Raw genomic sequence first — 20,194 nt, forward strand, 5'->3', positions numbered from 1 at the left:
GCCGGAGCGGGTCAGCTCCGGCGGTCGGGGCGGTGCAGACCCATCAGGACCAGCCCTGCCGCGGCCGCCAGGGCACCCGCCCCGGCCAGGATCACGGCGGGTGCCGTGACGTCGGCCGCCAGCTGCTGCTCGAACACCTGGATGATCGGACCGATGAAGCTCGCCTGGTCCGCGGCATCCGGGATCAGCGTCTCCACGTTCGCGGCCATCACGTAGGTGAGGCCGCCCGCGGCGAGGGCCGCGACGCCCGCCAGCAGGAGCATCGTGCGGCGATGCCGGGCGATGAGCAGGGCGGCGACCGCGAGCCCGAGGGCGATGGGCCCGAGGCGGCCCGCCCAGGGGTCCAGCACCGTCGCATACCGCAGCAGCGGCACGTCGGGAACCGTCGCCAGGGTGACGACGGCGCTGTCCGGCCGCGGGAGATCGATGGGGAGGTAGTCCTCGGCGCCGGTGAGGATGACGTCGATCGTCGGCGCCAGATCCACGTCCAGCGGCGAGTCCCCCGCCGTGAACAGCGCTGTGTGCAGGGAGGCCATCGTGGTGCGCCAGGTGGTCGCGTAGGCCTCGGTGTCGGCGGCCTTGGCGGCCTGCTCCTGCGCGATGGGCGTGAGCTGCTCGGTGATCCAACCGGGCACGACATCGCTGTCGAGGAGCTCGTCGACGGCGGAGTCGCTGAGGGTGCGCTGCAGGGCGGCGTCGTCGGCCAGCGGCTCGGCGACCGCGAGGAAGCCGTCCTGGTCGACGACGTTGTCCTCGATCCAGACGGCGGGCAGCCACAGCGTGCCGAGGACGAGGGCCGCCAGCAGCAGGGCGAAGGAGATCAGGTCACGGAGAGCGCTCACGGGGTCACGCTACCGTCCCGAGCCCTGCGGATCGCGGAGAGGATCGAGAGGGCACGAGCGCATCCGGTGAAGGAATCGGGTCGACGGATCCGATGCCTCCGACGCGTCGGGCGCTGGAACGGGAACGGCCCCGCACCATGAGGTGCGGGGCCGGGTGTCGGAGACCGGAGGATCAGCCGTTGACGCGGATGAAGGTCCAGCTGCCGGAGTAGATGTTGCGCTCGGAGGTGTCCACGCGGGTGTTGCCGGCGTCGATGAAGGTGTTGCCGCCGACGTAGATGCCGATGTGGCCCGGCTTGTAGACCAGGTCGCCGGGCTGCGCCTCGGAGCGGGAGATGACGGTGCCGGCCGCGGCCTGCGCGCTCGCGGTGCGCGGCAGCGAGATGCCGTTCTGGGCGTAGACCCACTGCACGAAGCCGGAGCAGTCCCAGCCGGAGGTGGAGGAGCCGCCGTAGACGTAGGGGGTCCCGATGCCCGAGCGGGCGGTGGCCAGCAGCGAGGAGCTGAGGCCGTTGGAGGAGGCGCTCGAGGTGGTGGACGCGGAGGAGCTGGACTCGCTCGAGTCGGAGTCGCTCGACGAGGAGGACGACTCGCTCGAGGAGGACTCGCTCGAGGAGGACGAGGAGTCGCTGGAGCTGCTCGAGGAGGAGCTGGAGGACGAGGAGGACTCGGAGGTCGAGGTGCGCTCGGTGTCGCGGCTCGAGGTGCTGGAGTCGTCGCGCGTCTCGGTCGAGGCGGTCTCCTCGACGACGGGCTCCGGCTCCGGCTCCGGCTCCGGGGCGGCGATGGTGATGTCGCCGTCCTGCGGAGCGGTGACGACCAGGGCCGTCGTGGTGGTCGCAGCGGAGTCGCCGTCCGTGGAGGCGGTGGCCGCGGGGATGCCGACGGCCGGAGCGGTCACCGGGGTCAGGAGGGCCGTGGTGGTCCCCTCGGCCTGGGGCGCGGCGCCGGAGTCTGCGGAGTTCTCCGCGGTCGCGGCGGAGGCGCCGCCCAGCAGCACGCCGGCGGCGATCGCGGCGCCGGCGGCGACGCGGCCTGCATGGACGGCGGGGGTCACCGGCCGCATGGCGCGGCGGTGGGTGTTGCTCGCAGTCTTCGACACGTTGGGCTCCCGTCCCCCGGGCTGACGCCCTGCGCGTTGGTCCTCTCGTCGTCCAGAACCGGCGCGCAGTCGGGGGCCCGGTCGGACATGCCCGAGGATCTCGCCCGGGCACGAGTACGACCATAGGGGGAGAAAGCCGTCTGGTCAGTCGGACACATAGTGTCTGGAGGAGAACTTGACCTTGGCTTTACCCTGCGGTGATGGGGGTCACGTGGAGTTGACTCGCGCTGTCCTTCGCGATGGCGAGCTGGCCCCCGTCAGGGCCCTGCAGGAGGTAGCTGTCCGCGACCCGCTCGACCGTCAGCTCGGCCCCGGGGACGATGCCGCGCTCGGCGAGATCCCCCAGGAGCTCGGGATCGGACTGGAGCACCTCGCCGATGCGCTCGAGGCGCACCGGGACGGTCCGGCGATCGCCGACGACCTCGGGGAGGTCCGCGTCGGGCCGGCCCGCGGCGCTGCGATCTCCGATCCGCTCCGCCGGGATGCCGAGCTCCTCGAGCCCGGGGATCGCGTTGCCGTAGGGGTCCAGGAACGGCGGCTCGAGCTTCTCGGCGATGCGCTTCTCCACCTCGAGGCTCATCACGTGCTCCCAGCGGCAGGCCTCCTCGTGGACGTGGGCGTAGTCCAGCCCGATCACGTCGAGGAGGTGGCGCTCGGCCAGGCGGTGCTTGCGCATCACGGCGGTCGCGACCGCGCGCCCCTGATCCGTCAGACGGATCTGCCGCTGCGGGTCGAGGTGCAGCAGGCCGTCGCGCTCCATGCGGGCGACGGTCTGCGAGACCGTCGGCCCCGAGTGGCCGAGCCGCTCGGCGATGCGGGCGCGCATCGGCGAGATCCCCGCCTCGTGCAGCTCGAAGACCGTCTTCAGGTACATCTCGGTGGTGTCGATGAGATCGCCGCTCACGAGCTCCCCCTCCATCATCGTTCTGCCGGTCCACGGCACGGAATCTTGACTCTGTCCATCCTAGTGCCGGGTCCGACGCCCGACGGGCGGATTGCTGGGAAGCCGTCGTCGGCGCACGGGAGCCGGACGCGCAGCGGCCCCGGGGCTCTCGCCCCGGGGCCGCTGCGTCGGACCGGTTCCCGGAGGTCCCGGCGCCGTTCGCGATCAGAGCGCGGCGATGATCCCGCGCATGAGCTCGGCGGTCTCCGTCGGCGTCTTGCCGACCTTGACCCCGGCGGCCTCGAGGGCCTCCTTCTTCGCCTGCGCGGTGCCGGCGGAGCCGGAGACGATGGCGCCGGCATGGCCCATCGTCTTGCCCTCGGGGGCGGTGAAGCCCGCGACGTAGCCGACGACCGGCTTGGTCATGTTGTCCTTGATGTACGCGGCGGCGCGCTCCTCGGCGTCGCCGCCGATCTCGCCGATCATCACGACGCCGACGGTGTCGGGGTCGTTCTCGAACGCCTCGAGGGCGTCGATGTGGGTGGTGCCGATGACCGGGTCCCCGCCGATGCCGATGGCGGTGGTGAAGCCGATGTCCGCCAGCTCGTACATCATCTGGTAGGTCAGGGTGCCGGACTTGGAGACCAGGCCCAGCTTCCCCGCGCCGGTGATGTTCGCGGGGGTGATGCCCGCATTGGACTTCCCGGGGCTGATCAGGCCCGGGCAGTTCGGGCCGATGATGCGGGTGGTGCCCTTCGCCTGGGCGTGGTTGAAGAACTCGGCGGAGTCCTTGACGGGGATGCCCTCGGTGATGACCACGAGCAGCGGGATCTCCGCGTCGATGGCCTCGAGCGCCGCATCCTTGGCGAACTTCGGCGGCACGAAGACGACCGAGACGTTCGCTCCGGTGGCCTCCATGGCCTCGGCGACGGTGCCGAAGACCGGCACCTCGGCGCCGCCCTCGAAGGCGACCGACTGGCCGGCCTTGCGGGGGTTGACGCCGCCGACGATCTGCGTGCCGGAGGCGAGCATGCGCTGGGAGTGCTTCATGCCCTCCGAGCCCGTCATGCCCTGGACGATGACCTTGCTGTTCTCATCGAGGAAGATCGACATGGCGGTCCCTCACTTTCCGGCGGCGAACTGCGCGGCCGTCGCCGCCCCGCCGTCCATGGTGTCGGCCTGGGTGACGAGGGGGTGGGCGAACTCCGCGAGGATCCGGCGCCCCTCCTCCACGTTGTTGCCGTCGAGGCGCACCACGAGCGGCTTGGTGGCGGCGTCGCCGAGCTTCTGCAGGGCGCCGACGATGCCGTTGGCGACCGCGTCGCAGGCGGTGATGCCGCCGAAGACGTTGACGAACACCGCGGAGACCTGCTCGTCGCCGAGGATGACGTCGAGGCCGTTGGCCATCACCTCGGCGCTGGCGCCGCCGCCGATGTCGAGGAAGTTCGCAGGCTTGACGCCGTGCTGCTCCCCCGCGTACGCGACGACGTCCAGGGTCGACATGACCAGGCCCGCACCGTTGCCGATGATGCCGACCTCGCCGTCGAGCTTGACGTAGTTGAGGTCGAGGGCCTTGGCCTTCGCCTCGAGCGGGTCCTCGGTGCGGGAGTCGACGAGGGCCGCGTGGTCCTCGTGGCGGAACTCGGCGTTGTCGTCGAGGGAGACCTTGCCGTCGAGGGCGACGATGTCGCCGGCGCCGGTCTTCACCAGCGGGTTGACCTCGACAAGGGTCGCGTCCTCCTCGCGGTAGACGTCCCAGAGCTTCTGCAGCACCGGGGCCACCTTCGCCCCGGTCTCGGCGTCGAAGCGCGCGGCCTCGACGATCTCCTGCGCCTTCGCCTCGTCGATCCCGACGTTGGGGTCGACGGCCACGCGCGCGAGGGCCTCGGGACGCTCGACCGCGAGCTGCTCGATCTCCATGCCGCCCTCGACGGAGCACATGGCGAGGTAGTTGCGGTTCGCGCGGTCCAGCAGCAGCGAGAAGTAGTACTCCTCGGCGATGTCGGCACCGGCGGCGACCATCACCCGGTGCACGGTGTGCCCCTTGATATCCATGCCGAGGATCTCGGAGGCTCGCGCCTCCGCCTCCTCGGGCGACTTGGCGATCTTCACGCCGCCGGCCTTTCCACGGCCGCCGGTCTTGACCTGGGCCTTGACGACCACGACCGGCGTGCCCAGCTGCTCCGCTGCGGCCTTGGCGGTGGCGGCGTCCTCCGCGACGACTCCTCCGAGCACGGGAACCCCGTGCTTCTCGAAGAGATCGCGGGCCTGGTACTCATACAGGTCCACGGGGTGATTCCTCTCGAATTCGGCAGCGGGCGACCGGCCGCACTCGGCCTCGGGGCCGCCCCTGTGAACGCTGCCAGGGTAACGCTTCCCGAACCTCCGACGGGCGGCGTCCTCCCAGCTTCCCGCCGCGATGTCACGATGCGGTGAGGACCGGCGACCTCCCCTGCTCGCTCCCATCCTGCGCGGCTACGATGGAGCGATGAGCACCCGGCCCCGCCCCGCCCCCCAGCGCGGGCTCGTCCAGCGCATCCGCGACCATCTCGGCTTCAGCGTCGGAGCGATCGTGGTCCTGTTCGTCGTGCTGCGCCTGCTGGGCTTCCGCTCGACCCTCACGGGTCTGCTCCTCAGCGTCCTGATCACCCTCGCGCTGAACGTCGGCCTGTCCTACTACTACGACCAGCGCGCACGGCGCGGCCGTCGGCCCTCGCGACCGGCCCGCGGCGGGGGCGACATCCGCTGGAGCGAGGACGAGCGGCGCTGACGCCGCCGTCCTCGACGCCGGAGAGCATCGGAGGAGGCCCCGTGGCCGACTGGAAGACCTACGTCAAGGCGGCGCAGAACACCGCGCGCAAGCAGGCGCCCGAGGTCGGGCGCGCGGCCAAGGAGAGCGTCGAGGGCGCGGCCCGCCGCACGGGCGACTACGCCCGCGCCGCGGGCAAGGCGGTCGAGGGCGCCCGCCGGGAGGAGCCCCGCGACGAGCGCGACCGGCTCGACCAGCAGGAGCGCCGCGAGCGCGCGGACCGGGACGAGCGGGACTCAGGGTCGAAGCGCTCGCGCTTCGACGCCGGGGAGCTGCGCAAGGACGCCGTCGCCTATGCGGCGGTCGCCGGGAAGCATGCGAAGCAGGCGAACATCGGCGGCACGATCCTCAAGGCCATCCGCGAGGCGCTCCTCATCGGCGGCTCGCTCCTGGCGATCTGGTTCGTGCTCTCGGCCGCGGGCGTCCCGATCCCGTTCTCCGCGATGATCGTCTTCGTCGCCGTGATCGTGGTGATCGCGCTCGTCGGCACCCTCTACGCGAACTTCAAGCGCCGACCGGCACCGGGATCCGACGACGCCGACGACGAGGGCTCCGAGGACTGATCCTCGGACGACGCGCGGCCCGCGCCGTCGCGTCGTCGGGGCCGCCGTCGGCCTCGGCGGGCTCAGCGGGCTCGCCGCCCGCTCCGTCGGGACCTCCGCCGGACGGGCGTCCAGGACCGGCCGTACCCTGATCGGGTGCCCGAACTCTCCGCTCCGTCCCCCTCCGCCGGTTCGTCCGCATCGCCCTCGGGGCTCTCCTCCGGGCCGCCCCGGCCGGCGTCGACCTCGCGGAAGTCCTGGCACCGGCGCGCGAGCCGCCCTGTGACGCTGTGGATGGTCGCGCTGATCGTCGTGGTCCTCATCCACCAGTGGCTCCCGCAGTCGCGGTGGCTGATGGTCCACATGGTCACGCTGGGGCTCATCACCACCTCGATCATGGTGTGGGGCCAGCATTTCACCGAGGCGCTGCTGAAGACCCGTCTGGGCGAGGAGACCCGGGCGATCCAGGTCGGGCGGATCTGGCTGCTGACCGGCGGCATCGTCGTCACGATCGTCGGCATGCTCCCCGGATGGCCGTGGCTCGTGGTGGCGGGCGCGCTCATCATCTCCGGGGCGATCCTGTGGTACGCCGTCGCCCTGGGATCCCAGGTGCGAGCGGCCATCGCCCCCCGCTTCGTGTTCACCGTCAAGGCGTACATCGCCGCCTCCTGCCTGCTCCCGATCGGCGCGTCCCTCGGGGCGATCCTCGCCTTCAGCCCGCCCGAGCCCTGGCAGGGCCGTCTCCTGCTCGCGCACCAGGTGCTGAACGTGCTGGGCTTCGTGGGCATCACGGTCACGGGCACGCTGCTGAGCCTGTGGCCGACGATCCTGCGCACGAAGATCGATCTGCCCTCCGCCCACCGCGCCTCCCGCGGCCTGATCGGGATGGTCATCGGCGTCGTCGGAGCGACCGCGGGAGCCATCACGGGGGCCGTGCTCGTCGGCGTCGTCTTCCTCGCGGTCTACATCGGCTCGTTCCTGTGGGTCGCCGTGCTGCTGGTGCGCCTCGCCCTGCGCTCCGCCCGGCAGGAGCACCGGATCCCGCTGCCCGCCTTCCCGATCCTGTCGATCTCGGCGGGCCTGCTGTGGTTCCTGCTCACCCAGCTGCGGATGCTCGCGATGTGGTGGGGGTCCGCCGACGGCCAGCTGACCTCCTCGCTCCTCGCCGACGACGTCCAGCGCCTCACCGTCCCCCTCGTCGCGGGCTTCCTGCTGCAGGTGCTGCTCGGGGCGATGACCTACCTGCTGCCGGTGAGCATGCGCGGCGGGCCGCGGGCGGTGAAGGCCGCGAACGAGATCATGAACCGCTTCGCCGTCCCCCGCGTCGTCGCGTACAACCTGGTGGTCGCGCTCTTCGTGCTCGCCGGGGTCGACACCGCCGTCGGCGGCGCCCTCTTCGCGGGCCTCACCCTCGGCACCGGGGACGTCGCCTCCTTCGGCTCCCTCTCCCGCGTCCTCGTCTCGCTCCTGGGCTTCGTCGTGCTGGTGTCCTTCCTCGTGCTGATGATGCTGGGGGTCGTCGCCAGCTCCCGGGCGCGCCGCGAGGACTCCGCGCTCGGGATGCCGACGATCGGTCGCCCTGCGCCGACGGCGGGCGGCGGACGCGCACCCGGCGGACTGCCGATCGGGGCGCCCCCGACGGCCGCGGGATCCGCGCCGACGGCGGCCGGACTCGCGGCGCCGCCCGCGGCGAGCACGCGCGCCGCAGCCGCCGAGGGGGACCGCGGGGTCGACCGTCGGGCCCTGACCGGCGCGCTCGTCGGCCTCGGCTCGGTGCTCGGCATCAACGCCGTCGGCTCCGCCCTGGACCGCGCCTACGGGTCGGTCGACGCGGTGTCGTCGGGCGGCACCGCGGCCGGCACCGGCGAGGCCGCCGCGACCGGCGAGACCACCACGATCGCCGTGAGCATGGCGGATATGCGCTTCTCCCCCGATGAGCTCCGCGTCCCCGCCGGGAACGCGCTGGTCATCGAGCTGAGCAACGACGACGAGCATGACGTGCACGACCTCGTGATCGCCAACGGCGCGAACTCGGGACGCCTGCAGCCGGGCGCCTCGACGACCCTCGAGGTCGGCGTGATCGGCCATGATCTCGCCGGCTGGTGCTCCATCGTCGGGCACCGCTCGATGGGCATGACCCTCCAGATCGTCGCCGATGGCGCGAGCGCCGGCGAGCACGACCACTCCTCCGGCTCCTCCGAGGCCGCCTCCTCGACGGTCGACGACCTCACCGCGGTCACGGCCGATCTCATGCAGGGCGCCGGTGACGACCACCCGGTCCGGGACGCTCGGCTCCCGGAGGCCGTCGACGGCGACCAGCGGCTGACCCTCGAGGTCACCGAGGCCGCCCTCGAGATCGCCCCGGGCGTGCTCCTCGATGCGATGACCTTCAACGGCACCGTCGTCGGCCCGGTCATCCGCTCCGAGCTCGGCGCGAAGCTCACGGTCGAGCTCGTCAACAACGGCTCCATGGGCCACTCCCTGGACATGCACGCGGGCCGGATCGCCCCCGATCAGGTCATGCGCACCATCGCCCCCGGAGAGACCCTCGAGTACCCGATCACCACCGAGCATGCAGGTGTGTGGCTCTACCACTGCTCGACGATGCCGATGACGGTGCATCTGGCCGCCGGCATGCTCGGCGCCCTGATCGTCCCGCCCGCGGGCCTCGCCGCCGCCGACCGCGAGTACGTGCTCGTCCAGTCCGACCACTATCTCGTGCCCGACGGCGCCACCGGCTCCGACGAGGCGATGCACGAGGGCGCGCACCCGGTGAGCCCCGCGAAGATCGCCGCCGACCGCCCCGACTTCACCGTGTTCAACGGCCATGCCAGCCAGTACGTGGGCGCGCCGCTGACCGCGAAGGTCGGCGAGCGCGTGCGGCTGTGGGTCCTCGCCGCGGGGCCCTCGCGCGGGATCTCCTTCCACGTCGTCGGCGGGATCTTCGACACCGTCTTCAAGGAGGGCGAGTACCTGCTGCGTCCGGATGCGGAGACCGGCGGCGGCTCGCAGGCGCTGCATCTCGGCGCCGCGCAGGGCGGCTTCGTGGAGCTCGTGTTCGACGAGCCCGGCACGTACACGGCCGTGAACCACTCCTTCTCCGACCTCGAGCGCGGGGCACGGGCGCTGATCACCGTCACCTGATGACGACGCTCCGGAATGGTGCCGAGGTCGTCACGGTTACGATCGCCGCATGCCCTGCACCATCCGCCCCCTCACCCCTGCCGACGCTGACGCCGTGCAGCAGCTCCTCGAGAGGGACGGCGGGTACACCGACCGGATCCGTGGGAGCGCGCCCGCGCCCGGCGACGGTCCCGAGGTGCTCACCGCCCTGCCGCCAGGGGTGGACCCCGCGGCGAAGCTCGTGCTGGGCCTCTTCTCCCCCGCCGATGCCGACGCTCTCGTGGGCCTGGTCGACGTGGTCCTGCACTGGCCCGAGCCCGGCACCGCCCACATCGGCCTGCTGCTGACCCGCGAGGACCGCCGGGGACAGGGCCTCGGCCGCCTGCTGCACGACAGCCTGCGTGCGCAGCTGCGTCGGCTCGGCGGCATCGAGCGCCTCCGGATCGGGATCGTCGCGACGAACGCGCGGGTCGCGAGCCCGTTCTGGGAGCGGCTCGGATACCGGCCGACGGGCGAGGTGCGGCCGTTCGCGGATGGCACCGTCACAAGCACCGCGGCGATCCTCTCGCGGCCGCTGGAGGACCCGACGGGCCTGCACCACCTGGAGCTGTGGACGGCGGACCTCGACGCCGCGGAGCCCGCCTGGGACTGGCTGCTGGGCACGCTCGGCTGGAGGGCCGAGGAGGTGCCGAGCTGGGAGGACGTCCAGATCTGGCGGCACGCCGACGGCTCCTACGTCGTGCTCGAGCAGTCCGCTGACGTCACCGGCACCCGCACGGAGCGGACCCGGCCGGGGATGAACCACGTCGCGCTGCGCCTGGACGCACCCGCCGCCGTGGCCCGCGAGCTCCTCGACGCCCTGCGCGCGCAGGCCCCCGCGCACGGCTGGTCGGAGCTGTTCGCCGAGCGCTATCCTCACGCCGGGGGCGCCGAGCAGTTCGCCTGGTACGGCGAGAGCGCCGAGGGCGTGGAGGTCGAGGTCGTCGCCGCTCCGTGAGCCCTGGTGAGCTCAGAGCTTCGTGACGGGCGCGTACCGCAGCAGCAGGCGCTTGCGGCCGTGCGGGTCGCGGAACTGGACCTCGACCTGCGTCTTGTCGCCGATGCCGGCGACCTCGGTGACGGTGCCCATCCCGAAGGAGTCATGGGTGACGCGGTCGCCGACGGCGAGCTGCGGCATCGCCGCGGCCGGGGTCGGCTTCCGACCGGAGCCGAAGCTGCTGGTGCGCTTGACGTCGCTGCGTCCGCCGCCGATGCCGCCGGAGAAGGACGGTCCGCGCTGCGCGTCCGACCGGGAGGAGCCGCCGTAGCCTCCGCCTCCGTAGCCGCCGCCCCCGTAGCCTCCGCCGTAGCCGACGCCGCTGAGGGTCGAGCCGGCGCGGGCGACGTCCAGGACGTCCTCGGGGACCTCCTCGAGGAAGCGGCTGGCGGGCATGAACTGGGGGGCGCCCCAGGTCGCGCGCATCTGCGCACGGGTCAGGTAGAGCTTCTCGCGGGCACGGGTGATGCCGACGTACGCGAGCCGCCGCTCCTCCTCGAGGTCCCCGGGATCGCCGAGGGTGCGCTGGTGGGGGAAGGTGCCGTCCTCCATGCCGGTGAGGAACACGACGGGGAACTCGAGGCCCTTGGCGGTGTGCAGAGTCATGAGGGTGACGAACTGGTCCTCGCCGCCGGGGACCTGGTCGGCGTCGGCCACCAGGGAGACCTTCTCGAGGAACTGGTCCACGAGGCTCGCCTCGGGGTCGCCGGCGACGTCGAGGGTCGCTCCGCGCACCTCGGTGCCGACGGTCGCGGGCGAGGCGGGCCCGTCGGTCTCGTCGTCGTCCTCCATCTCGCTGGCGACCGCGGCGGCGGCCTCGAGCTGGGCCTCGAACTCGGTGGCGACGCTGATCAGCTCGGCGAGGTTCTCCAGACGGGACTCGTCCTGCGGGTCGTCGCTGCCCTGCAGCTCGGCGTAGTAGCCGGAGCGCTGGAGGATCGCCTCGAGGAGCTCCGCCGGGCCCTCGCCGCCGTCGGCGATCGCGCGCAGCTCGTCGATCATGGCGACGAAGGCGCGCACGGAGTTCAGCGAGCGGGTGGCGATGCCGGGGGCCTCCTCGGCGCGGTGCAGGGCCTCGCCGAAGGAGATCCGGTCGCGCTCGGCGAGCGCCGCGATCGCCGCCTCCGCGCGGTCGCCGATGCCGCGCTTGGGGACGTTGATGATGCGCCGCAGGTTGATCTCGTCGTCGGGGTTGACGAGGACGTGCAGGTAGGCGACCGCGTCCTTGACCTCGCGGCGCTCGTAGAAGCGGGTGCCGCCGACGACCCGGTAGGGCAGGCCCACGCGGATCAGCTGGTCCTCGAGCGCGCGGGACTGGGCGTTGGCGCGGTAGAAGATCGCGATGTCCCCGGCGCTGCGGCCGTCGTCGACCAGCGCGTCGATCTGGCGGCCGATGTAGCGGGCCTCGGCCTGCTCGTCGTCGGCGACGTAGAGGGTGATCTGCTCGCCCTCGCCCTGGTCGGTCCACAGGTTCTTGCGGCGCCGGCCCTCGTTGCCCGCGATGAGGGCGTTCGCTGCGCTGAGGATGGTCTGGGTGGAGCGGTAGTTCTGCTCGAGCACGATCGTGCGGGCCGAGGGGAAGTCCTGCTCGAACTCGACGATGTTGCGGATCGTCGCGCCGCGGAAGGCGTAGATCGACTGGTCGGAGTCGCCCACGACGGTGAGGTCCGCGGTCGGGTCCTCCCCCGTGAGCTCCTGCACGAGCGCGTACTGGGCGGGGTTGGTGTCCTGGTACTCGTCGACCATGAGATGGCGGAAGCGGCGCCGGTAGCCCTCGCGGATCGCCGGGTTCTCCCGCAGCATCGTCACGGTCAGCCCGATGAGGTCGTCGAAGTCCACGGCGTTGGCCTGGCGCAGGCGCGCCTGGTAGGCCGTGTAGATCTGCGCGAGGGTCTTCTCGAAGGGGTTCTTCGCGCTCTCCGCCTGGTCCGCGAAGTCGATGTCGTCGACGAGCTCGTTCTTGAGCGAGGAGATGCGCGAGGCGATCATCCGCGGGGCGTGCTTCTTGGTGTCGAGCTGGAGGTCCTTGGAGATCGTCGTGATCAGCCGCTGGGAGTCCGCGCTGTCGTAGATCGTGAAGGAGCTCTTCAGGCCCGCGGCCGCGGCGTCGCGCCGCAGGATGCGCACGCAGGCGCTGTGGAAGGTCGAGACCCACATGTGGCGCGCGGCGGGGCCGACGAGCTCCTCGACCCGCTCGCGCATCTCGGCGGCGGCCTTGTTGGTGAAGGTGATCGCGAGGATCTCCCCCGGCAGCGCCTGCCCGGACCCCAGCAGGTGGGCGATGCGGCGGGTGAGGACGCGGGTCTTGCCCGAGCCGGCGCCGGCGACGATCAGCAGCGGGCTGCCGCGGTGCTCGACGGCCTCGCGCTGGGGCGGGTTCAGATCCGCGACCAGCTCCTCGAGCTCGGCCGACGAGGCGCGCGGTGCCCACGCCGCGGGCGGGGCCGACGACGGGGCCCATGATCCGGCCGACGAGCCGGTCGACGGCACCGGCTGCACCGGGGGCTCCGCGGCGAAGGGAGACTCCTCGTGCGGCGGCTCCTCCTCGGGCGGGACCTCGTCGTCGAAGGGCGGCTCCTCGAACGACGGCTCCCCGAACGGCTGCTCCTCGAACGGCGACGCGTCATCGGCCCGCGGGTCGGAGGCCGGCTCATCGCGCCGGTCGGCGGGCGCACGGTCGGCGGCGGGCGCGACCTGGACGCCGTCGAGGCGGCGGAAGGAGTCGGGCAGGGAGAGATCGTCGAAGAGTGAGCTCATGGGGGCACCAGGATAGGCGGGAGGCCCGACCGCCGGGGGCGGGCCGGGCCTCTTGGGGACGAACGGACGGACCGGCCGGAGAGCGCCGCGCTCTCCGGCGGCGGCGTCAGACGAAGACCGCGATGATGATGTTCGCGATGATCAGCGTCGGGATGCCGAACCAGATCGGCGCCGGAGTCTCCTCGCCGCGGTTCTTGGCGATGAACGCGAAGGCCGTCGCCGCGAGCGCGATGAGGAACTTGATGCCCAGCTTCATCTGGTTCGCGTCCCCGCCGATCGAGGCGAGGATCATCAGGACCAGGCCGAAGACGAGCGCGCCGGCGGTCGCGTGGGCCATGCCGGGGTTGGGGCGGCGGGTCTTGGCGGCGGCGACCCAGGTGCCGAGGGCGACCGCCCAGCAGATCATGTGGAGGACGATGAAGGCCGAGAAGAGCGCAGACATGCCTCTACGATACGACGCCCTGTCGTGAAACGGCCTGTGCCCGTGACGTGCGAGAATTCACCCATGGCCGACCCCCGCGAGCAGCCCGACGACGCCGACCGCGACGTGTCCTGGCTCCCGGAGGAGATCGACGTCGAGACCCCTCCGCGCATCGGGTCCCGTCGGCTCCTCACCGCCGCCGGCTCCCTGCTCCTGGTGGCCGTGCTCCTCGGCCTCGTGCTCCCCTGGGCCACCGGCGCGACCTGGCCCGGGATCCTCGCCTCCCTCGCCGCGATGCCGGCCTGGGCCGTGCCCGCCGTGGCCCTCCTCGGCGTCGGCGCGGTCCTCCTCGAGGCGATGACGGTGCGGACCGCCGTGCGCGGCGCCCGCTATCCGTCAGCGCTGGCCGGACACGCGGCCTCGAGCGCGCTCGGGATGGTGATCCCCGGCGGATCCCTGCTCGGCCCGCTGCTGCTGGGCTGGATGCTGCGGCGCACCGGCATCGCCGTCGCCGCGATCGTCACCGGCATCCTCACGGCCTCCCTCGTCGAGACCGTCGTCTCCACCGTCCTCGTCCCCGTCGTCGGACTGCTCGCCTATGCCCTCGCGGGGCCGACGGGCACCGAGGCGATCGACCTCCCCGGAGCGATCTGGGCGGTCCTCGTCGCCCTCGTCGTCGGCGGGATCGCCCTCGCCCTGGCGGCGGTGCTGCTGCGGCGCGGACCGCTGACCGCCTTCCTCGGGCAGCTCGGCCCCTTGGCCCCGTCGACGCTGGGCGGGCGGCCGCTGGTCGACGTCGTGCTCGCCGAGCGCGACGCCCTCGTGGAGCGCCTGCGCACCCGCACCGCGGGCCTCCTGCTGCCGACGATCCTCGCTCGCGCGCTGCAGTGCGCGGCCCTCGCGCTCGCCGTCCGCGCCACCGGCGCCGACGTCCCCCTGCTGCTCGTGATCGCCGTGTTCGCCCTCGGGCGCGTCCTCGCGCTGCTGCCCCTCACCCCGGGCGGCGTGGGCATCGCCGAGACCGCCGGCGCCGCCGCCCTGATCGCGCTCGGCGCGGGCGCGGAGGCCGCGGCCTCCGCCATGCTCCTGGCGGCGGTGGCGACCCTGGTGGTCCCGCTGGTGCTCGGCGGCGCGGCCGCCCTGCCGGCTCTCGCCCGACGGCGCTGAGGCGCCGGCGCTCCACCGCCCGGCCTCAGGCCCCGCCTCCCGGCCCTCAGGCCTCGTCGTCGAACTCCGGGGTGGGCTCGCCGAGGCTCCGGGAGACCTGCGGGAGGAACCGCATCCCCTCGGCCTCGGGCCTCAGCGGGAAGCCGCCGATCAGTGCGCCCTGCGCCCCGGCCTCGGGGTGGACGGCCGACCACACCTGCGCGACGGCCTCGTCCCCGCGCCCGAGGAACCCGGCCCCCTGGTATCCGCCCATGCGCCGGCCGCTCGCGCGCTCCCCCGCCGTCGCCGCCGTCTCCAGGTGCGCGGCGCAGGAGCGCAGGCCCGCGACCACGCGGCCGAGCTCGACGTCCTCCTGCTGGTTCCAGCGCGCCCGCAGCGCGGCCCCGCTACGGGCGGCCGCGGGCTCCTCGACGTCGGCCAGGCGCGTCAGCGAGGCGGAGAGGCGCAGCCGCAGGAGCGTCATCCGGTCGGCGGCGCGACGCAGCGCGGCCGCCTGGCGGCGCAGATCGGAGGTGCTCGTCCCCATCGCTGTGCTCCCTCCGCGCAACGCTCCGGCGACGCTCATCCTAGGTCCGCCGGCTCCGCGTTCCCGGGGAGGCGGCACCGTTCTCGTCGAGCCAGTCGTCGAGCGCGCCGAGCGCCTCGGCCCGTACGTCGGCGTCCGAGAGGAAGACCTCGTGGCGGGCGCCCTCCAGGGCGACGACCTCGACGTCCGGGCCCAGCCGCCGCGCGGCGGCGGCCAGGGAGCGCACGTCGAGCACGGTGTCGGCGCGCCGCATCCCCTCCTGCCAGCGCAGGCCGATCAGCGAGCGGGCGGAGTGCAGCACGAGGACGGGGATCGCCAGCGGCCCGGCGGCGGCGAGACGCCCCTGCCCCTCGAGCACCGCCGCCAGCGTCGAGGCCGGCAGCGGATGACCCTGCGGGGGCTTGAGCGCCAGGTCGTAGTCGTACTGCCCGCCGAAGTCGCGGTGCGTGGCACGCGCGGCGTGGTCCTTCGCGAGCGGCAGGAAGGAGCGATCCCGGATCTGCCCGGCGAGCATGCCCATCGGACCGGTGAGCAGGTGCCGGGTCGTCGACCCGAGATGCATCTCGAGCCACGGGGAGTTCAGGACGAGCCCGTGGACCGCCCGGGGATGACGCTGCGCGTAGAGCGCGGCGATCAGGCCGCCGGTCGAATGCGCGAGCAGGATCGGTGGACGGCGTCGGCCGATGATGCGCAGTGCGAGGCCGATCTCGCGGTCGTAGCGCGAGAGGTGGTCGATCGCGGTGGGGGTCTGCCCCGGGAGCAGCGAGCGACCGTGCTTGCGCAGGTCGAGGGCGAAGACGTCGTGCCCTCTCCGCCCCAGATGGTCGAGCAGCCCGCGGTCCATCACGTAGTCGGACCAGCCGTGCATCACGAGCACGGGGGCGAGCGCGGGATCAGGGCCCGGACCCTCCGGAGGCGGCGTGCGGTGGATCAGGGTGGCGATCAGCCGACCTTCGGCGTCCTCGCCCAGGTCGAGGCGATGGGCGGTGCAGCCCTCGCCGAAGATCGGATCGGGCCTCACACGCCTCGGGCGACCTGCTCGCCGGCGCTCTCCTTGAGCAGGTCGATGACCTCGCTGCGGTGGTAGCGACGATGCCCGCCGAGGGTGCGCATGTAGGAGAGCTTGCCCGCCTGGGCCCACCGGGTGACCGTCTTCGGGTCGACATGGAACATCTGGGCGACCTCGGCAGGGGTCAGGAGCTCGGCGCGCTCGTCGGTCTCGGCGGTGCGGTCCGGGGATCCGTTCATCAGCTCAGGAAGCCTTTCGCAAGGGGAAGCATGGGCGTCCGCAATGGGCGGACTGCCCGGACGCGTCGGAACAGCGTATCGACGAAGGTTCGCCCCTTCGCAAACTCTTCTTCCTGTTCCTACCAAAAGATCGGGCGGATAGTGGCAGGCACTGACGAAACCGGTGATCCGAGGCCTGCGAGCGGCCCAGGACGCCTCCCGGCGGTGTCCACGCCTCGGGACGCGGCCGAGCGCCCTCCGCCGCCGACTCCGCCCCCGGGGCGCTCTGCCGCCCCTCGTCAGGGCGCGCCGGAAGGGCTCCTGGCGCACCGAAACCCCAGGTGGCGAGCCTCCAGTGGCCGACGTCGCCAATGTCTCCTCCGGACGGTTGGCCTCGGCACATGCTCTCCATGTACTCTTGGGTTCCGAAACATTGCCATCTTCCGGGCCCGTTCACAGCGCCCGCCAGCCGACGCACAGGGGGTCAGATCCATGGGTCGCGGCCGACAGAAAGCCAAGCAGACCAAGGTGGCACGGGACCTGAAGTACTACAGTCCTCCGACGGATCTCTCGGCTCTGCAGCGCGAGCTCCAGTCCACCACGAAGAATGACTCCTCCGACGACTGGTCGGAGGAGGACGGCGACGATTGGGCCGACGAGGGCGCATCGCACTCTCCCTCGACCCGTCGACGCTGAGCGACGACGGACGGAGCCTCTCCCCGCTCCGTCCCCGCACCCCACCGGTCCCGAGCCCCTCCCGGCAGCGGACCGGGTCGCCGACCCTCAGCAGGTCGTCGGCACGATGAATCACAGGGCCGCCCCACGGGGCGGCCCTCATCGTTCGTGCACCCGATGGTCACCGAGGTCGCACGCCCGGAGTCGCGCGTGGTCGCGCGCCCGGTGGCACGAGAACTCACGCGCCCGTCAACACGCACGGACGACGCCCTGGACGCATGACGGTCGTCCTGCCCGGAGCGGAGGCTCCGGGCAGGACGACCGTCATGCGCGACGGGCAGGATCAGACCCACCCCGGATGCTGGGATGCCATGAGCACGGCGCCGCCCTCGACGCCCTTGGCGCCCGAGAGGGTGCGCTCGAGCGCACCGACGGGCTCCGGCAGCATCTCCCGTGCGACGACCTCGCCGATCGCTCGGCTGGGGAGCCCCCGCTCGGCGAGCAGCGCGAGCGCGGCGTCGGCCGAGTCCGGGGACACCACGGCGATCATGCCGATGCCCATGTTGAGCGTGCCCTCGAGGTCGAGCTGCGGGACGGAGCCCCAGCGGGCGACCGAGGAGAACACCGCGGACGGCTCCCACAGGGAGCGGTCGATGCGGGCGCCGACCTCGGCGGGGAGCACGCGGGCGAGGTTCGCGGCGAGACCGCCGCCGGTCACGTGGCTGACGGCGTGGACGCCCTCCGCGGTGCGGGGATCGTCCAGCAGCGCGAGCACGTCGGCCGCGTAGATGCGGGTGGGCTCGAGCACCTCCTCGCCGAGGGTGCGGCCGAAGTCCTCGATGTGCGCCTCGAGGCCGAGACCGGAGGCGGCGATGACGGCGCGCACGAGCGAGTACCCGTTGGAGTGCAGGCCGGAGGCGTCCATGCCGACGACGACGTCGCCCGGGCGGACACGCTCGGCGCCCAGCAGGCGGTCGGCCTCGACGACGCCGACGGCGGCACCGGCCACGTCGTAGTCCTCGGGGGCCATCAGGCCGGGATGCTCGGCGGTCTCGCCGCCGACGAGCGCGCAGCCCGCGAGGCGGCAGCCCTCGGCGATGCCGCGGACGATGTCGGCGATGCGCTCGGGCACCACCGACCCGCAGGCGATGTAGTCGGTCATCGCCAGGGGCTTCGCACCGACCACGACGATGTCGTCGACGACCATGCCGACCAGGTCCTGGCCGATGGTGTCGTGCACGTCGAGGGCACGGGCGATCGCGATCTTGGTGCCCACGCCATCGGTCGAGGACGCCAGCAGCGGCCGCCGGTAGTCCTTGAGCGCGCTGACGTCCACCAGGCCGGCGAACGCGCCGATCCCGCCGAGGACCTCGGGACCGTGCGTCGCCGCGACGGCCTCCTTCATCAGATCCACCGCGCGGTCTCCCGCCGCGGTGTCGACGCCTGCCGAGGCGTAGGTGATCGGGGCACTCTGCGGTGCGCGATCGCTGGCGGTCATGCATCCTCCTTGACGGGGGCGGGCGCGGCCGGGACGGCCTCGACGGTCGACGGGCCGGCCGCGGCCTCGGAGCCCGCGGCGCCGCCGGGGGTCGAGGACGTCGGGGCGATGCCCTGCGCCCGCATCTGGGGCTCGGGGAGCCGCACCGGGTACTCGCCGGTGAAGCACGCGCTGCACAGGCTCGAGGAGTCCTGTCCGGTCGCGGCGACCATGCCCTCCTGGGAGATGTATCCCAGGGAGTCGGCGCCGAGCGACCGGGCGATCTCCTCGATGCCCAGGCCGTTGGCGATCAGCTCCGCGCGGGACGCGAAGTCGATGCCGTAGAAGCAGGGCCAGCGCACGGGCGGCGAGGAGATCCGGACATGGACCTCGGCGGCGCCGGCCTCGCGGAGCATCCGCACCACCGCGCGCTGGGTGTTGCCGCGCACGATCGAGTCGTCGATGACGACGAGGCGCTTGCCGGCGATGACCTCGCGCAGGGGGTTGAGCTTCAGACGGATGCCGAGCTGACGGATCGTCTGGCTGGGCTGGATGAAGGTGCGGCCCACATAGGCGTTCTTGACCATGCCCTGGCCGTAGGGGATGCCGGACTCCTGCGCGTAGCCGATCGCCGCCGGGGTGCCGGACTCCGGGGTCGGGATCACCAGATCCGCCTCGACGGGATGCTCGCGGGCGAGCTGGCGCCCCATCTCGGCGCGGGCGTCGTTGACGCTGCGCCCGGCGATGCGGGTGTCGGGGCGCGCGAGGTAGACGTACTCGAAGACGCAGCCCTTGGGCTGCGGGGGCAGCACCTGCTCGCTGTGCAGGCCCTGCTCGTCGACGATGATCATCTCGCCGGGCGCGACCTCGCGCACGAAGCTCGCGCCGCAGATGTCCAGGGCCGCGGTCTCGGAGGCGACGACCCAGCCGCGCTCGAGACGGCCCAGCACGAGCGGGCGGATGCCCTGCGGATCGCGCGCCGCGTACAGCGTGGTCTCGTCCATGAGGGTGAAGCAGTAGGCGCCGCGCAGTCGCGGGAGGATGTCGCGCAGGGCCTCCTCGATGGAGCCCTCGGAGTTCAGCAGCGCCGTCACCAGGGCGGTGTCGGTGGTGTTGCCGCGCGCGATCTCGCCGCGACGCTGCTCGCCCTGGCGCTCCTGCACCAGCTGCAGCAGCTCGTCGGTGTTGACGAGGTTGCCGTTGTGCGCGAGCGCGACCGTCCCGTCGGGGCGCGGCCCGAGCGTGGGCTGCGCGTTCGACCAGATCGAGCCGCCCGTCGTCGAGTATCGGGTGTGCCCGATCGCGATGTGCCCCTGCAGGGCCTCGAGGGAGGATTCGTCGAAGACCTGCGAGACGAGACCCATGTCCTTGTAGACGAGGATCTGCGAGCCGTCGGAGGTCGCTATGCCCGCGGATTCCTGCCCGCGGTGCTGGAGGGCGTAGAGCCCGTAGTAGGTGAGCTTCGAGACCTCTTCTCCCGGGGCGAAGACGCCGAAGACGCCGCAGGCGTCCTGCGGGCCCTTCTCACCGGGGAGGAGGTCGTGGGAAAGATTGCCGTCGCCACGTGCCACCGGCTCATCATGCCACAGCGCGCGGGTGCGGACGGA

The 20,194-nt window shown here is 72.6% G+C and carries 18 protein-coding genes; 6 read left to right on the plus strand and 12 right to left on the minus strand.

Features of this window, described 5'->3' with window-relative positions:
* Positions 1-11: 11 nt before the first annotated feature.
* The 5 genes from ACXET9_RS02105 to sucC all read right to left on the minus strand — a co-directional run bounded on the left by ACXET9_RS02105 (position 12) and on the right by sucC (position 5,116).
* Positions 12-842: a hypothetical protein gene (locus ACXET9_RS02105; RefSeq protein WP_457884414.1), complete on the minus strand. Its 831-nt coding sequence runs from the start codon at positions 840-842 to the stop codon at positions 12-14.
* Between the two features lie 172 nt (positions 843-1,014).
* Positions 1,015-1,944 carry a C40 family peptidase gene (locus ACXET9_RS02110; RefSeq protein ID WP_457884415.1) on the minus strand — a complete coding sequence of 310 codons (930 nt, stop codon included), beginning with the start codon at positions 1,942-1,944 and terminating at the stop codon, positions 1,015-1,017.
* 187 nt (positions 1,945-2,131) lie between these two features.
* A complete protein-coding gene (locus ACXET9_RS02115; RefSeq protein WP_457884417.1) occupies positions 2,132-2,848 on the minus strand; it encodes a metal-dependent transcriptional regulator in 717 nt (238 codons plus the stop codon).
* A gap of 204 nt (positions 2,849-3,052) precedes the next feature.
* The gene (sucD, locus tag ACXET9_RS02120) at positions 3,053-3,940 is read right to left on the minus strand and encodes a succinate--CoA ligase subunit alpha (protein ID WP_457884419.1); all 888 of its coding nucleotides are present in this window, start codon (positions 3,938-3,940) and stop codon (positions 3,053-3,055) included.
* Positions 3,941-3,949: 9 nt separating this feature from the next.
* Positions 3,950-5,116 carry an ADP-forming succinate--CoA ligase subunit beta gene (sucC, locus tag ACXET9_RS02125; protein ID WP_457884420.1) on the minus strand — a complete coding sequence of 389 codons (1,167 nt, stop codon included), beginning with the start codon at positions 5,114-5,116 and terminating at the stop codon, positions 3,950-3,952.
* Between the two features lie 199 nt (positions 5,117-5,315).
* Here sucC and ACXET9_RS02130 point away from each other — a divergent pair, with 199 nt between their 5' ends.
* From ACXET9_RS02130 to ACXET9_RS02145, 4 genes are all read left to right on the plus strand, one after another.
* On the plus strand, positions 5,316-5,597 hold the full coding sequence (locus ACXET9_RS02130; protein ID WP_457884422.1) for a hypothetical protein: 282 nt from the start codon (positions 5,316-5,318) through the stop codon (positions 5,595-5,597).
* A gap of 41 nt (positions 5,598-5,638) precedes the next feature.
* Positions 5,639-6,199, plus strand: a complete 561-nt coding sequence (locus ACXET9_RS02135) for a hypothetical protein (protein WP_457884424.1) — start codon at positions 5,639-5,641, stop codon at positions 6,197-6,199.
* A gap of 135 nt (positions 6,200-6,334) precedes the next feature.
* Positions 6,335-9,322 (plus strand): cupredoxin domain-containing protein, encoded by a 2,988-nt coding sequence (locus ACXET9_RS02140; RefSeq protein WP_457884426.1) that lies wholly within the window; start codon positions 6,335-6,337, stop codon positions 9,320-9,322.
* Between the two features lie 49 nt (positions 9,323-9,371).
* Positions 9,372-10,298, plus strand: a complete 927-nt coding sequence (locus ACXET9_RS02145; protein WP_457884428.1) for a GNAT family N-acetyltransferase — start codon at positions 9,372-9,374, stop codon at positions 10,296-10,298.
* A gap of 12 nt (positions 10,299-10,310) precedes the next feature.
* Here ACXET9_RS02145 and ACXET9_RS02150 read toward each other — a convergent pair whose 3' ends face one another.
* Complete coding sequence (locus tag ACXET9_RS02150) at positions 10,311-13,094, minus strand: UvrD-helicase domain-containing protein (RefSeq protein ID WP_457884429.1); 2,784 nt, start codon at positions 13,092-13,094, stop codon at positions 10,311-10,313.
* 106 nt (positions 13,095-13,200) lie between these two features.
* The gene (locus ACXET9_RS02155) at positions 13,201-13,536 is read right to left on the minus strand and encodes a hypothetical protein (RefSeq protein ID WP_457884431.1); all 336 of its coding nucleotides are present in this window, start codon (positions 13,534-13,536) and stop codon (positions 13,201-13,203) included.
* 63 nt (positions 13,537-13,599) lie between these two features.
* Between ACXET9_RS02155 and ACXET9_RS02160 the strand changes: the two genes are divergently transcribed.
* On the plus strand, positions 13,600-14,682 hold the full coding sequence (locus ACXET9_RS02160; RefSeq protein ID WP_457884433.1) for a lysylphosphatidylglycerol synthase domain-containing protein: 1,083 nt from the start codon (positions 13,600-13,602) through the stop codon (positions 14,680-14,682).
* A gap of 46 nt (positions 14,683-14,728) precedes the next feature.
* On the opposite strand, the gene ACXET9_RS02165 is transcribed toward ACXET9_RS02160, so the two are convergent.
* The 3 genes from ACXET9_RS02165 to ACXET9_RS02175 are packed head-to-tail and all read right to left on the minus strand — an operon-like array spanning position 14,729 to position 16,456.
* Entirely contained in the window at positions 14,729-15,208 is a 480-nt protein-coding gene (locus tag ACXET9_RS02165) for a hypothetical protein (protein ID WP_457884435.1), read from the minus strand.
* A gap of 40 nt (positions 15,209-15,248) precedes the next feature.
* Positions 15,249-16,229: an alpha/beta hydrolase gene (locus ACXET9_RS02170; protein ID WP_457884437.1), complete on the minus strand. Its 981-nt coding sequence runs from the start codon at positions 16,227-16,229 to the stop codon at positions 15,249-15,251.
* Entirely contained in the window at positions 16,226-16,456 is a 231-nt protein-coding gene (locus tag ACXET9_RS02175; RefSeq protein ID WP_457884439.1) for a BldC family transcriptional regulator, read from the minus strand. The genes ACXET9_RS02170 and ACXET9_RS02175 overlap by 4 nt, the downstream gene beginning before the upstream one ends.
* A 471-nt stretch (positions 16,457-16,927) precedes the next feature.
* On the opposite strand from ACXET9_RS02175, the gene ACXET9_RS02180 reads away from it, so the two are divergent.
* A complete protein-coding gene (locus ACXET9_RS02180; RefSeq protein WP_457884441.1) occupies positions 16,928-17,131 on the plus strand; it encodes a DUF3073 domain-containing protein in 204 nt (67 codons plus the stop codon).
* A gap of 322 nt (positions 17,132-17,453) precedes the next feature.
* Here the strand turns inward: ACXET9_RS02180 and purM are convergent, their stop codons facing one another.
* The gene (gene purM, locus ACXET9_RS02185) at positions 17,454-18,608 is read right to left on the minus strand and encodes a phosphoribosylformylglycinamidine cyclo-ligase (RefSeq protein WP_457884443.1); all 1,155 of its coding nucleotides are present in this window, start codon (positions 18,606-18,608) and stop codon (positions 17,454-17,456) included.
* Positions 18,605-20,158 carry an amidophosphoribosyltransferase gene (purF, locus tag ACXET9_RS02190; RefSeq protein WP_457884445.1) on the minus strand — a complete coding sequence of 518 codons (1,554 nt, stop codon included), beginning with the start codon at positions 20,156-20,158 and terminating at the stop codon, positions 18,605-18,607. Before purF ends, purM begins: the two co-directional genes overlap by 4 nt.
* Positions 20,159-20,194 lie beyond the last annotated feature (36 nt).

This window comes from Brachybacterium netajii (SeqCode), assembly GCF_054114245.1.

Bases quoted from the DNA above. Each gene is read 5' to 3' on its own strand.
- sucD (WP_457884419.1), bottom strand. From the start codon at position 3,940: ATGTCGATCTTCCTCGATGAGAACAGCAAGGTCATCGTCCAGGGCATG.
- ACXET9_RS02130 (WP_457884422.1), top strand. From the start codon at position 5,316: ATGAGCACCCGGCCCCGCCCCGCCCCCCAGCGCGGGCTCGTCCAGCGC.
- ACXET9_RS02145 (WP_457884428.1), top strand. From the start codon at position 9,372: ATGCCCTGCACCATCCGCCCCCTCACCCCTGCCGACGCTGACGCCGTG.
- ACXET9_RS02150 (WP_457884429.1), bottom strand. From the start codon at position 13,094: ATGAGCTCACTCTTCGACGATCTCTCCCTGCCCGACTCCTTCCGCCGC.
- ACXET9_RS02155 (WP_457884431.1), bottom strand. From the start codon at position 13,536: ATGTCTGCGCTCTTCTCGGCCTTCATCGTCCTCCACATGATCTGCTGG.
- ACXET9_RS02160 (WP_457884433.1), top strand. From the start codon at position 13,600: ATGGCCGACCCCCGCGAGCAGCCCGACGACGCCGACCGCGACGTGTCC.
- ACXET9_RS02165 (WP_457884435.1), bottom strand. From the start codon at position 15,208: ATGGGGACGAGCACCTCCGATCTGCGCCGCCAGGCGGCCGCGCTGCGT.
- ACXET9_RS02175 (WP_457884439.1), bottom strand. From the start codon at position 16,456: ATGAACGGATCCCCGGACCGCACCGCCGAGACCGACGAGCGCGCCGAG.
- ACXET9_RS02180 (WP_457884441.1), top strand. From the start codon at position 16,928: ATGGGTCGCGGCCGACAGAAAGCCAAGCAGACCAAGGTGGCACGGGAC.
- purM (WP_457884443.1), bottom strand. From the start codon at position 18,608: ATGACCGCCAGCGATCGCGCACCGCAGAGTGCCCCGATCACCTACGCC.